Here is a 13,003-nt window from a genome sequence, read left to right as displayed (position 1 = left end):
GTCGACCTGGCGGGTGCGGGACACCCGTCCAATCTACGACGTCTGCGCGCGGATGCGAGCCACGGAGCCGCGATCCAGGACGGCCCCGGGATCTCGGGCAGAATGCCAGCATGCCGAGCGCACTGATCACCGGGATCACCGGCCAGGACGGCCTCTACCTGGCCGAGTTCCTGCTGGCGAAGGGGTACGACGTCCACGGTCTGATCCGGGGGCAGAACAACCCCAAGCGCGACCTGGTCGAGCGCCTGCTCCCCGGCGTCCGGCTCCACAACGGTGATCTCACGGACATGTCGAGTCTGATCCGGGCACTGCGCGACTCCGCCCCCGACGAGGTCTACAACCTCGGTGCGGTGTCGTTCGTCGCCTACTCCTGGGAGAACGCGCAGCTCACGACCGACGTGACGGCCAAGGGCGTGCTCAACATCCTCGAGGCGGTCCGGCTCCACACGGGCGACCATCCGGAGGAGATCCGGTTCTATCAAGCGTCGAGCTCGGAGATGTTCGGCAAGGTGCAGGAGGTGCCCCAGCACGAGCGCACACTGCTGTGGCCCCGCTCGCCGTACGGCGTGAGCAAGGTGTTCGGACACCACATGACGATCAACTATCGCGAGTCCTACGGCATGCACGCCTCCAGCGGCATCCTGTTCAACCACGAGTCGCCGCGCCGCGGACCGGAGTTCGTGACCCGCAAGATCAGCGAGGCGGTCGCCCGGATCACGCTGGGCCTGCAGGACGAGCTGGTGCTCGGCAACCTCGACGCCGAGCGCGACTGGGGCTTCGCCGGCGACTACGTCGAGGCGATGTGGCTGATGCTGCAGCAGCCGGTGGCCGACGACTACGTCATCGCCACCGGCGAGGCGCACTCGATCCGCGACTTCCTGGACGCTGCCTTCGGCCACGTGGGCATCGACGACTGGACGCCGTACGTCCGCCAGGACGCGCGATTCATGCGCCCGGCCGAGGTGGATCACCTGATCGGCGACGCCAGCAAGGCGCGCGACGTGCTCGGTTGGAAGCCCAAGGTGTCGTTCCCGGAGCTGGTCGCACTCATGGTCGACGCCGACCTGGCCGCGACCCGGCAGGGCTGGTGAGATGACCCGGGCGTTCGTCACCGGTGTCAACGGCCAGGATGGCAGCTACCTCGTCGACCGTCTGCTCGCGGACGGTGTCGAGGTGCATGCGCTCGCCCACGACCTCGAGCCCCTGCCGGACCTCCCGGAGGTGCACCTGCACGTCGGCGACGTGACCGTGTCCGACGACGTGCGCCGCCTGCTCCTCGAGGTGGCTCCCGACGAGGTCTACAACCTCGCGGCGGTGAGCTCGGTCGCGCGGTCCTGGACCGAACCGGAGCTGACCGGCCGGGTGAACGGGCTGGCCGCTGCCGCGCTGCTCGACGCGGCGCTCGCGGCACAGGACGAGCACGGCAGAGCGGTGCGGGTCGTCCAGGCGTCCAGCGCGGAGATCTTCGGGCAGCCCGAGCACAGCCCGCAGGACGAGTCGACGCCCGTCCGCCCCGTGAACCCGTACGGCGCGGCCAAGGCGTACGCCCACCTCATGGTCGACGTCTACCGTCGTCGCGGCCTGCACGCGGTCAGCCTGATCCTCTACAACCACGAGTCGCCGCGCCGGCCGGCCCACTTCGTCACGCGCAAGATCACCTCGACGGTGGCCGCGATCGCCCAGGGCCGGGCCACCCGCCTGGCTCTCGGCAACCTCGATGCCCGCCGCGACTGGGGCTGGGCACCCGACTACGTCGACGCGATGGTGCGCGCAGCGCGCGCCGAGTCACCCGACGACTACGTGATCGCCACCGGCACCGCCCACTCGGTGCGGGACTTCGTCGCCGCCGCCTTCGACCAGGTGGGCATCACCGACTGGGAGTCGTGGGTGGTCGCCGACCCCGACCTCGTCCGCCCCGCGGACGCGTCCGAGCTGGTCGGCGACTCCTCCCGCGCGCGGGAGAGGCTGGGGTGGGTGCCGACCCGGGAGTTCGCCGACGTCGTCGCCGAGATGGTCAGGTGCGATCTCGCCGACTCCCCCTGAGTCACTCGTCGAGGAGCTCCAGCAGGTAGCGGCCGTAGCCGCTCTTGACCAGCGGCTCCGCCAGCGCGGCCAGCTCCTCGTCGCCGATGAAGCCCATCCGCCAGGCGGCCTCTTCCGGTGCGCCGATCTTGGTGCCCTGCCGGCGCTCGATCGCCCGGACGAAGTTGCTGGCCTCGTTCAGCTCGTCGAACGTGCCGGTGTCGAGCCAGGCCGAGCCGCGGGGCAGCACCTCGACGTGCAGCTCCCCCGCCTCGAGGTAGATCCGGTTCAGGTCGGTGATCTCGAGCTCGCCCCGCGCCGACGGCTTCAGGGAGGCCGCGCGCTCCACGACGGTCTCGTCGTAGAAGTAGAGGCCGGGAACGGCATAGCTGCTCCGGGGCTTCTCGGGCTTCTCCTCCAGGGACAGCGCACGACCGTCGCTGTCGAACTCGACGACGCCGTACGCCGCCGGGTCCGCGACCCGGTAGCCGAACACGGCTGCACCGGTCAGCGAGTGGAACCGGTGCAGCTGGCTGCCCAGACCGGCGCCGTAGAAGAGGTTGTCCCCGAGCACCAGGGCGGACGGTTCGCCGGCGACGTGGTCGGCACCGATCAAGAAGGCCTGCGCGAGGCCGTCCGGGCTGGCCTGCACCGCCCACGAGATCTCGATGCCGAACTGGCTGCCGTCGCCGAGCAGACGACGGAACTGATCGGCCTCGTGCGGCGTGGTGATGACCAGCACCTCGCGGATGCCGGCCAGCATCAGCGTCGAGAGCGGGTAGTAGATCATCGGCTTGTCGTACACCGGCATCAGCTGCTTGCTCACCGCGTGGGTGATCGGGTGGAGCCGCGAGCCGGTGCCGCCCGCGAGGATGATTCCGCGCATGGCGTCATCGTACGGACCGCGTTCGCCCAGCCGAGCAGTGCACGCCGTTGGCGAACGACGGAGCCGCCACGCCTAGGATGAGGCGACGCTGTCCGCTGCACGCGGAAAGGAAGCATGCACCCACATCGACCAGACACCCCCATCGTCGCCGTCATCGGGACGCGCGGCTACCCGAGCTTCTACGGCGGGTTCGAGACCGCCGTACGCCGGATCGCGCCCGCACTGGCGGACCGTGGCTGGCGGGTGCGGGTCTACGGACGCCGGGGCTGGGTCGCAGCGACGAGCACGACGGACCCGCGCGTGGACCGCGTCCTCACCCCAGGTCTCGACACGACCGCGTTCAGCACGCTCTCCTACGGGCTCACGGCGGTCCTCCACGCCCTCGTCAGGAAGCCTGACGTCGCGCTGGTGATGAACGTCGCGAACGGGTTCTGGCTCCCGTTGCTCAGGCTGCGGGGGATCCCCACCGTCGTGAACGTCGACGGCATCGAGTGGGAGCGCGACAAGTGGAACTCGCTGGGCAAGACGGTGTTCCGGTGGGGGGCCCGGCTCACGGCCCGCTTCGCCGACGAGCTGATCTTCGACGCCGAGGCGATCGGTGACTACTGGCGTCGCGAGCTCGGCCGCGACGGGACGTTCGTACCGTACGGCGGCGACCCGGGACCGGCGCTACCGCTGGACGAGGATCTCGAGGCGGGCCGGTACGTGCTGCTGGTGGCGCGCTTCGTGCAGGAGAACACCGTCGCCGAGTTCCTCGCGGCCGCGCCCGCGATCGTGGAGAAGGCGGACGTCGACGTGGTGGTCGTCGGATCCGCCACCCCGGATGACCCGATCCAGCGAGCGGCGGACGCCCTGGCGGTCGCCCACCCGCGCATCAAGGTCCTCGGCCACCTCAGCGACGACCAGCGGCTTCACTCGCTGTGGCAGCATGCCGGCGTCTACTTCCACGGCCACACGGTCGGCGGGACCAATCCGTCCCTGGTGCAGGCGATGGCCCTGGGCGCTCGGGTCGTCGCGCGCGACACCGCCTTCAACCGTGAGGTGCTCGCCGACACCGGCGTGTACTGCGACGGTGACGAGGAGTCGATCGTCCAGGCGGTCGTCGCCGCGCTCAACGACGATCGGCCACTCGGCGAGCTGGCCGCGGACCGGGCTGCCCGGCACTTCCTGTGGGAGCCGGTGGCCGACGCGTACGCCCGGATCATCGACGCCACCCGACGCTCTTGACGACCCACAACCGACTGAGGGGACCGGACATGGATCGCATCCTCGTAACGGGCGGGGCCGGCTTCATCGGCTCCAACTTCGTCCACCACCTGATCGGCGCGACCGAGGCCGAGGTGACCGTGCTCGACAAGCTCACCTACGCGGCGAGCCGCGAGTCGCTCGCCGGCCTGCCGGAGAGCCGGGTGCGGCTCGTCGTGGGGGACGTCGCCGACGCGGCCGTGGTCGACCCGCTGGTCGCCGAGCACGACGCCGTCGTCCACTTCGCGGCGGAGTCGCACAACGACAACTCGCTGCGCGACCCGTCGCCGTTCGTGCAGACCAACCTCGTCGGCACCTTCACCCTGCTCGAGGCGGTGCGCAAGGCGGGCGTCCGCCTGCACCATGTCTCGACGGACGAGGTGTACGGCGACCTCGAGCTCGACGACCCGCAGCGGTTCACCGAGGCGACGCCGTACGACCCCTCCAGCCCCTACTCCTCCACCAAAGCGGGCTCGGACATGTTGGTCCGCGCGTGGGTCCGCAGCTTCGGGGTGCAGGCGACGATCTCCAACTGCTCCAACAACTACGGTCCGTGGCAGCACGTCGAGAAGTTCATCCCCCGCCAGATCACCAACGTCATCACCGGCGGCCGGCCCAAGCTCTACGGCGCCGGCTTGAACGTGCGCGACTGGATCCACACCGAGGACCACTCCTCGGCGGTGCTCACCATCCTGCAGAACGGGAAGATCGGCGAGACCTACCTGATCGGCGCCGACGGCGAGCGCAACAACCTCGAGGTGGTCCAGATGATCCTGCGCCACTTCGGCCGGCCCGCGGACGACTTCGACCACGTCACCGACCGGGCCGGGCACGACCTGCGCTACGCGATCGACGCGACGAAGCTGCGCACCGAGCTGGGCTGGGAGCCGGCGTACCGCGACTTCGAGAGCGGGCTCGCGGCGACCATCGAGTGGTACGTCGCGCACGAGGACTGGTGGCGGCCGCACAAGGAGGCCGTCGAGGCCGGCTACGCGGCGAAGGGGCAGTGATGGAGCCGGTGACGCAGCTCGGCATCGAGACCACGCCGATCCCGGGCCTGCTGGTCCTGCGGCTGCCGGTGCACCAGGACGAGCGGGGCTGGTTCAAGGAGAACTGGCAACGGGACAAGATGGTCGCCCTCGGGCTGCCCGACTTCGGGCCGGTCCAGAACAACGTCTCCTACAACGCCCGCCGCGGCGCGACGCGGGGCATCCACGCGGAGCCGTGGGACAAGCTCGTCTCGGTGACCACCGGGCGCGTCTTCGCGGCGTGGGTCGACCTGCGCCGTGGCGACTCGTTCGGGACGACCTTCCACATCGAGGTGGACCCGTCCGTCACGGTGTTCGTGCCCCGGGGGGTCGGCAACTCCTACCAGGCGCTCGAGGACGGCACCAGCTACAGCTACCTGGTCAACGACCACTGGCGGGCGGGCATCTCCTACCCCGCGGTCCACCTCGGGGACCCCGAGGTCGCCGTGCCGTGGCCGATCGCTCTCGACGAGGCCGACATCTCGGACAAGGACCAGCGCAATCCGATGCTGGCCGACGTGGTCCCGATGGAGCCGCGTCGCACCCTGATCATCGGCTCGAACGGTCAGCTCGGCCGGGCGCTCGCGGCCGACTTCCCGCAGGCCGACCAGGTCGATCTGGTCGGCACCGATCCGGTCCTCGACCTCACCGACCCGACCGCGGTCGGAGCCTGGCCGTGGCAGGACTACGACCTCGTGCTCAACGCCGCGGCCTACACCGCCGTCGACGACGCCGAGACCCCCGAGGGCCGTCCCGCGTGCTGGGCCGCCAACGCCCAGGCACCGGCCGTGCTCGCCCGGCTGGCTCAGGAGCACCGCTTCACCCTGGTGCACTACTCCACCGACTACGTGTTCGACGCGGCCGCCGACACCCATGACGAGGACGAGCCGTTCTCGCCGCTCGGGGTCTACGGCCAGTCGAAGGCAGCGGGCGACCTCGCCGTCGGGACCGCGCCGCGGCACTACCTGCTCCGGACGTCCTGGGTCATCGGCGAGGGGCGCAACTTCGTCCGCACGATGCAGTCGCTCGCGGAGCGCGGCATCTCACCGTCGGTCGTGGACGACCAGGTGGGTCGGCTGACGTTCACCGGCGAGCTGGCGCGCGCCACACGGCACCTGGTGGAGAGCGGCGCGGCGTACGGCACCTACAACGTCACCAACGAGGGTCCGGCGACGTCGTGGGCGGACCTGGCCCGCGAGGTCTTCCGGTTGGCGGGCCGCGATCCCGGGGACGTGACGCCGGTCAGCACCGAGGAGTACGCCGCCGGCAAGTCTCTGGCCCCGCGACCGGCTCGCAGCGTCCTGAGCCTGGACAAGCTGGCGCGCACCGGATTCGTCCCCGAGGACGCTCTCACCGCGCTGGTCCGCTACTGCCAGCACGAGCCGGCCTCCTGAGGGGGCATCACGCCGGGCGCACGACCATCACCGGCGTCACCCCGACCGGGACCCGGCACGACCCGCGGCAGCGGTTGACCGCACCGTCCGCGTCGCTCCACGACGTCGCGTCCGGAGCGGCCACGCGCACGGCGGGGCCCCGCGGCTTCCACCAGAACGTCCTGACCTGACCCGCACCGCGCGCCACGCACTCCCAGACCCCGGGCTCCCCGTCTCCGAGGGTGCAGCCCTCGACCCGGGTGCCGTCGAGCCAGTCGCGGAGGACGTCGAAGGACCTCCCGGCGAGGGTCTCGGTGGTGAGGTCCTCCTCGGTCAGGTAGGTGTTGGCGATCCGACCGATGTTCCAGCTGTACCAATAGACCCGCGACAGACCGAGGCCGGCGTCGAGCAGGTAGGTGCGCATCACGAAGGCTCGCTGGAGCTCGGCGGAGATCGGCGGTGGCTCGGGCCCGCCCAGGAGCCCGAAGTTGATCTCGGTGTTCCACACCGGGAGGTCGATCCCGTTCTCGGCCAGCACCTGCCGGACGGTGTCGAGCAGTGTCGCCTGGTCCTCCGGGAGCCCGTCCGCGGGCGGATAGAGCTGCACCGACACAGCGTCGACCGCGCCGGCCAGGTCGACGCGGGTCGACTGCAGCGACCAGAAGTCCGCGAAGTAGTCCTGCTGGCTCTCGAGCCGCACCGGGAACGCCGGCGCCACGATCGTCGCCTTCGGGACGACCTCGCGGATCGCCTCCGAGGCGGTCAGCGTCAGCCGGGCCATCTGCCGCGGCGTGCCGGTCCAGTACTGGACGACGTTCGCCTCGTTCCAGATCTGGTAGTCGATCCGGTTGCCGTAGCGCTCTGCGACCGCGGTGACATAGCGGCGCCAGGCACCGAGATCGGGCATCGAGGCCGCACCAGGGCCGTACGGCGCCTCCTCGCGCGGCTTCGAGGCGTGGAAGGCGGGGGTCTGGCCGAGCACCAGGAGCGGCCTGGCCTTCATCCGCTCCGCGGTGTCGACGGCGGTGTCGAGCGTCGTCCAGGTGAAGACGCCCGGGCTCTTCTCCAGGTCCCGCCAGCTCGTCCCGGAGTCCCAGAGGCGCAGCGCGCCGATGGGCGCGTCCGGCGCGATGCCCTGGCTCACGAGTCCGTCGTGCATGCCGAAGAAGGCCCCCTGGATCCGCTGTCCCGAAGGGACCGCCGCCTCGGACGGCCCCGGCGACTCCGCGGAGCTAGGTGTGGGCGACGTCGTCAGCGCGGAGGGGGTCGACTCAGGACCCTCGGCCTCGCGTGAGGGACTGCTCGTGCTGCAGCCGAGGCCGAGCATGGCCACGCAGGTGCAGGCGATCGCGAACAGGGTGCGGCGGGATCTGACCAACATCGTTCTCCAACGGCTCGGGAAGCAGTGCGAGTGTCTTGGAGCGTCGGGCTCAGCGGCGAGAGCTCACCATGACCGGCGCCTGGCCGACCCGGAGTGCGAAGCGTCCTGAGCGTTCGGTGGTGGCGCCGGAGAGGGTCGACCAGGAGTGGGTTGTGCGGGGCGTCGCGATGTCGACCGCACTGCCGCGGGGCTTCCAGTAGACGCGGCGCACCTCGTCCCCCTCGTGGAACGCGCAGGTGTAGACGCCCTGCAGGCGTCCTCGCGACTTCTGAGTGCAGCCCTGAGCGTCGACGCCGCTGAGCCAGGTGGCGGTGACGCCCCAGGCCCGTCCGGCCCGGGTCAGCTTGGTGCCGTCCGGCGTGACGAGATGGGTGTTCGCGATGGCGCCGAGGCCCCAGGCGTACCAGTAGACCCGGCGAACCGGGCTCGCGGCGTTCAGGACCAGGGTGCGCGCGACGTACGCCGCCTGCTTCCGGGTCGAGATCTGCTTCGCGGGGGGGCCTCCCCGCAGCCCGTAGTTGATCTCGGTGTTCCACAACGGCTTGCGGCGGGCAGCCTCCGGGACGGCTCGCCGGGCGAAGGAGGCCAGCTTCATCGAGGCTTCCGGGGCCTGGTGCTCCAGGGGATAGAGATTGGCCGAGACCACGTCGACGAATCGGGCGACACCGCGACCGCCGACGGTGGCGTGCCAGAACGCGCGGTACCACGCCTGCTGTGAGGTGAGTCGCAGCGGGAAGGAAGGCGCCACCACGACGGCCTTCCGACCGGCGATCCTCTCGATGGTGGTCCCAGCGGTGGCTGTGAGCAGCGCCATCTGCGAGACCGACCCGGTCCAGTAGTTGACGACGTTCGGCTCGTTCCAGATCTGGTAGTCCACCGTGGTCCCGAAGGTCTGCGCCAGCTTCGCGACGTAGCGCTTCCACGGACCCAGGCGCGGCATGCTGGTCGCACCACGCCCGTAGGCGCCGGGCGCGTTCGGCTTCGTCGCGTGGAACCGTGGCGTCTGGCCCAGCACGACCATGGGGCGCACGCCGGCCTCTCTCGCCGTGCGGACGGCCGTGCGCAGCGTGCCCAGGTTGAAGCGACCCTTGCGCTTCTCGATGTCTCGCCAGGCGGTCCCGGTATCCCACAGCCGCACGGATCCGATGGGCAGCGTCGTCACAGTCCCGCCACTGATCCGGGTGTCATGCATTCCGAAGAAGGCCGGATCGACCCGCTTCGCCTCGGCGGGGGCCGCGAACGTGAGGAGCGACAGGAAGAGACCCGCCGCCAGAAGCGGGACCAGCAGCATACGAGCGGACGAGCGGACATTGGTAGCGGTCATACGGATCTCCCCCCGATGGGCGATGAGGTGGGGCCGAGCTTGCTCGGCCCCGCCTGTCAGGTCAGCGACGAGACCATGACCGGCGCGCCGCCGACCGTGAGGGTGGTCGGGCCGACGTGGGTCGTGGTGGTGCCGCCGAGGTCGGTCCAGGAGGTCGTCGTCGCCGATGTCGTGACCTGAACAGCGCTGCCGGTGGGCTTCCAGTAGATCCGCCGGACCTCGTCCGCGCCGACGCGCACGGTGCAGGTGTAGAGGCCCTTGAGCTGCCCCGTCCCGGTGACCGCGCACGACGTCAGGTCGGCGTCGACGATCCAGCTCCGGGCCACCTCCCAGGCGCGACCCCCTGGGGTGAGCGTGGTGCCGTCGTTCTCGACGAGGTGCGTGTTGGCGATGCCGTTGATGCGCCAGCTGTACCAGTACACCCGCTTGACCGAGGCTCCGGCGTTGAGCAGCAGGGTGCGAGCGACGTACGCCGCCTGCCTGGCGTCGGGGATCTGCTTGGCGGTGGCACCGCCCCGGAGGCCGTAGTTGATCTCGGTGTTCCACATCGGCTTGCGACGCGCCTGCTGGGGCAGGGCCCGCTTGGCGAGCGACAGCAGCGTGACCGAGGCCTCGGGCGCCTGATTGGCCAGCGGGTAGGGGTTCACCGACACGACGTCGACCATCGCGGCGATGCCCTTGCCGCCGACCTTCGACGCCCAGTACTTCTTGAACCACGCCCGCTGGCTCGCCAGCCGCAGCGGGAAGGACGGTGCGACGATGGTCGCCGTGCGCCCGACGGCCTTGTTGATGGCGGCGCTGCCGACTGCCGTGAGCTGCGCCATCTGGCTCACGCTGCCGCTCCAGAAGCCGACGACGTTCGGCTCGTTCCAGATCTGGTAGTCGACCGACGTCTTGTAGCGCTTGGCCACCTTGGTGACGTAGCTCTTCCAGGCCGAGATCTTCGTCGGCATGCTGGAGGCACCCTTTCCGTACCATCCCGCGGCCTTCGGCTTCGAGGCGTGGAACCTCGGCGTCTGACCCAGGACGATCATCGGACGGAGGCCGGCGTCGCGAGCCGTGTTGACCGCCTTGTCGAGCGCCCTGAAGTCGAAGCGTCCCGGCCTCTTCTCGATCTGGCGCCACGAGGTCCCGGTGTCCCAGAGCCGGACAGAGCCGACCGTGACGCCGGGGACCGAGCCACCGGCGATGTTGGCGTCGTGCATCCCGAAGAAGTCGGGAGAGACCCGCTGGGCCTGCGCGGGCGCCGACACGAGCGACGCGCCGACCATCAGCAGCGGGATCAGGCCGAGGAGCACGGCCCGCAAGCCGGATCGGTGAGCTGGCAATGACATTGTCGGTCCTCCGAGGCAGACAGCAAGGAATCGGGCGGCTTCCCCCACAGGAACGCCCGCAGCCTCCGACCCTACGTCAGGCGAGCGACATGTGGCGAAGGTTTGCGGGAGGAGGTCGGACCCGTCCACGAGATGGTCAGTCAGCGCGATCGGGTCTGCGGGCGCGGGTGCCGGTGACCTGACGCACGGTCTCCAGGTTGCCCCGACCGAAGCGGGCGTCCGGCTCGAGGCAGGCACCCTCGGCCCACTCGTTCCACGCGTTGACGAAGACGAGCGGCTCACCGCCGGCGGCCGTGGCCGCATCGACGGCCCGGGAGAGCCAGCGGCGGAACGACACCGGGTTGCCGCGGTGGAACGCGTACGCCGCCGAGCCTCGTCGAGCCGTGTTGTCCCAGCCCGGCATCACGCCCGGATGGACGCGCAGGCCGTGCGGACCGGTGGTGCGCAGGTCGGCACCGTCGACCGCGGCGTCGTAGGAGTAGATGTCCCCCGAGTGGCCGGGGTCGAGGTCGGGAACGAGTCCGCGCAACGACTGCAGCCCGATCCCCGAGCCGGGCGGGAAGTGGACCAGCCCGTCGACCGCGGCGGCTGCCGAGGCCGACATGCCCTCGAAGTCGCGCGAGGGGATCACCGCGAGGACGTGGAGCCCCCCGAGGCCGTCGTCGTCGGCGCGCTTGCGCCACCGCGCGATCGTCGCTGCGGCGTCGGGCAGCTGACCGATGCGGTAGACCACCAGCAGGGGCAAGCCGCCGACCCGGAGGTAGCGGTGGTCGCGCAGCGCCGGCAGCAGGTCGTCGTAGAACGCGTCCTCCCAGCCCGGCGGGTAGGTCTGGGCGATCAGGACGTCCTTGTCGAGTCCGTCCCACCGCCGCGTCCAGGACTCGTTGGCCCAGCAGAGCGCGAACGGGAACTCGACGGACGGATCGGCGAGCAGGTTGCGCAGGGGCGTGTCGAGCAGCGGGCGTCCGTCGAACCAGTAGTGGTACATCACGAACCCGTCGACACCGTGGTCGGCGGCCAGCTCCGCCTGCTGCCGCATCACCTTGACGTCGGAGAGGTCGTAGCGCCCCAGCTCGCCGGGCTCGACGGGCTGCGCGTGCCCGCGGTAGAGCGGCCGGGCGCGGTCGACGTTGACCCAGTCGGTGAACCCCTCCCCCCACCACTCGTCGTTCTCGGGGATCCGGTGGTACTGCGGGAGATAGAAGGCCAGCACCCGGGGCGCGGTGGTGTCCGACGCGGCTCGGCGCGCCTGGTGGAGGCGCGAGGGCACCTCTCCGGTCTCCACCTGGTCCAGGCCGGCCGCGGTGGCCATCACCCCGACGAACCTCTCGATGGCGTGTGCCGTCGATCCGTCGAGATGCCCCGCTTCGGACTCGAAGTGCTCCTGCCCGAGCTCGAGGTCGGCGAGCCGCTGGAGCAGCCACGGCTGTGCCCAGTACATCGAGCCCGCGGGATAGCGCAGGGCGTCGGGATCGAAGGCGAACGGCAACCGGGCGGCGAGAGCCTCGACGAGCTCCTGGTTGGACCCCCAGGTCTCCGGCCCCTTGAGGTGCCCGGAGGGGACGACGACGCCGACGTTCCGGTCGCGACGCACCAGGTCGACGATCCGCCGGATGCCCTCGGGCGAGGGCAGCAGCCCGTCCAGCAGGTCGAGGCGCCAGGCGTCCCCGTCGATGCGGTGCACCGATCGCTTGGTGTGCACCTTGAGCACGGCGTCGTAGCCCTCGAAGGCGCCGAGCCGGGCGAGCTCGACGAACGGCCAGCTGTCGCGGCCGATGTTCTCGACGTGCTGGATCCGGGCGCGCGGGAAGAGGCCGCTGATGCGTCCTTCGATGCTCTCCGCGGGGCCCTTCACCAGCGTGACGATGAGGTCGAAGGCCTCCGGCATCCGCGAGAGCCGGTCCTCGATGTCCGGCCACACCTCGGGATAGAAGACGTGAGCGACGACGAGGATCCGGGCCTGATCCAGGTTCGGCAGAGGATCGAGCGCCAGCCGCGACGACCGGACCCCATGCAGGAGGGGACGGTTGAGCAATGGGGAGAAGTGGGGAGTGCCGGACGCGCCCTTGCGGGCGACCGGAGCGAACAGACCCGCGGTTGGTGTCGTGACAGGCTGGCTGTCGCGCCCGACGAGTCGTTTGGCGAGCGACCGAGCCCGGGACCTGACGAGACGGACTTTCCCGGCGGATCCGCGCAACGGCGCCGACCACCGCCACGACGCGGAGGTCAGCACGGCGGTCATCTGCCGCCGGTACTCCTCGGCGGTGGCCTCGAGCACGGAGATCCGCATCCGCAGCTCGTCGTTCTCGGCGCGGAGCGCCTCCAAGAGGTCTTCCGGGTCGTGCGGGTCCACTCCGAGGGTCCCCCTGACTGATCGTGGCCGCCTCATCCTACGGGCGCGCCGCCGATC

At 70.6% G+C, this 13,003-nt stretch carries 10 protein-coding genes; 5 read left to right on the top strand and 5 right to left on the bottom strand.

Features of this window, described 5'->3' with window-relative positions:
* The first annotated feature begins 110 nt into the window (after positions 1–110).
* Together gmd and QQZ14_RS05025 are read left to right on the top strand one after the other, a co-directional pair.
* Positions 111–1,091, top strand: a complete 981-nt coding sequence (gene gmd, locus QQZ14_RS05030) for a GDP-mannose 4,6-dehydratase (protein WP_284533118.1) — start codon at positions 111–113, stop codon at positions 1,089–1,091.
* Between the two features lies 1 nt (position 1,092).
* Positions 1,093–2,043 (top strand): GDP-mannose 4,6-dehydratase, encoded by a 951-nt coding sequence (locus QQZ14_RS05025; protein ID WP_284533117.1) that lies wholly within the window; start codon positions 1,093–1,095, stop codon positions 2,041–2,043.
* A gap of 1 nt (position 2,044) precedes the next feature.
* Here QQZ14_RS05025 and rfbA read toward each other — a convergent pair whose 3' ends face one another.
* Positions 2,045–2,908: a glucose-1-phosphate thymidylyltransferase RfbA gene (gene rfbA, locus QQZ14_RS05020; protein ID WP_284533116.1), complete on the bottom strand. Its 864-nt coding sequence runs from the start codon at positions 2,906–2,908 to the stop codon at positions 2,045–2,047.
* 114 nt (positions 2,909–3,022) lie between these two features.
* Here rfbA and QQZ14_RS05015 point away from each other — a divergent pair, with 114 nt between their 5' ends.
* From QQZ14_RS05015 to QQZ14_RS05005, 3 genes are read left to right on the top strand one after another with little or no spacing between them, the layout of a single operon-like run.
* Positions 3,023–4,135, top strand: a complete 1,113-nt coding sequence (locus QQZ14_RS05015) for a glycosyltransferase (protein ID WP_284533115.1) — start codon at positions 3,023–3,025, stop codon at positions 4,133–4,135.
* A 29-nt stretch (positions 4,136–4,164) separates the two neighbouring features.
* On the top strand, positions 4,165–5,163 hold the full coding sequence (rfbB, locus tag QQZ14_RS05010; protein ID WP_284533114.1) for a dTDP-glucose 4,6-dehydratase: 999 nt from the start codon (positions 4,165–4,167) through the stop codon (positions 5,161–5,163).
* 8 nt (positions 5,164–5,171) lie between these two features.
* Entirely contained in the window at positions 5,172–6,575 is a 1,404-nt protein-coding gene (locus QQZ14_RS05005; protein ID WP_446740476.1) for a sugar nucleotide-binding protein, read from the top strand.
* A gap of 7 nt (positions 6,576–6,582) precedes the next feature.
* Here QQZ14_RS05005 and QQZ14_RS05000 read toward each other — a convergent pair whose 3' ends face one another.
* The 4 genes from QQZ14_RS05000 to QQZ14_RS04985 form a co-directional block, all read right to left on the bottom strand.
* Positions 6,583–7,935: a GH39 family glycosyl hydrolase gene (locus QQZ14_RS05000; protein WP_284533112.1), complete on the bottom strand. Its 1,353-nt coding sequence runs from the start codon at positions 7,933–7,935 to the stop codon at positions 6,583–6,585.
* Positions 7,936–7,984: 49 nt separating this feature from the next.
* Complete coding sequence (locus tag QQZ14_RS04995; protein WP_284533111.1) at positions 7,985–9,226, bottom strand: hypothetical protein; 1,242 nt, start codon at positions 9,224–9,226, stop codon at positions 7,985–7,987.
* Between the two features lie 89 nt (positions 9,227–9,315).
* The gene (locus QQZ14_RS04990) at positions 9,316–10,557 is read right to left on the bottom strand and encodes a GH39 family glycosyl hydrolase (RefSeq protein WP_284533235.1); all 1,242 of its coding nucleotides are present in this window, start codon (positions 10,555–10,557) and stop codon (positions 9,316–9,318) included.
* Between the two features lie 172 nt (positions 10,558–10,729).
* The gene (locus QQZ14_RS04985) at positions 10,730–12,946 is read right to left on the bottom strand and encodes a glycoside hydrolase family 99-like domain-containing protein (protein WP_284533110.1); all 2,217 of its coding nucleotides are present in this window, start codon (positions 12,944–12,946) and stop codon (positions 10,730–10,732) included.
* Between the last annotated feature and the right edge of the window lie 57 nt (positions 12,947–13,003).

The organism is Nocardioides sp. T2.26MG-1, assembly GCF_950101795.1.
In the GTDB taxonomy this organism is placed as follows: Bacteria; Actinomycetota; Actinomycetes; order Propionibacteriales; family Nocardioidaceae; genus Nocardioides.
Note: the sequence above shows the minus strand (reverse complement) of the source record. Positions and strands in the feature narration are given on the sequence as shown.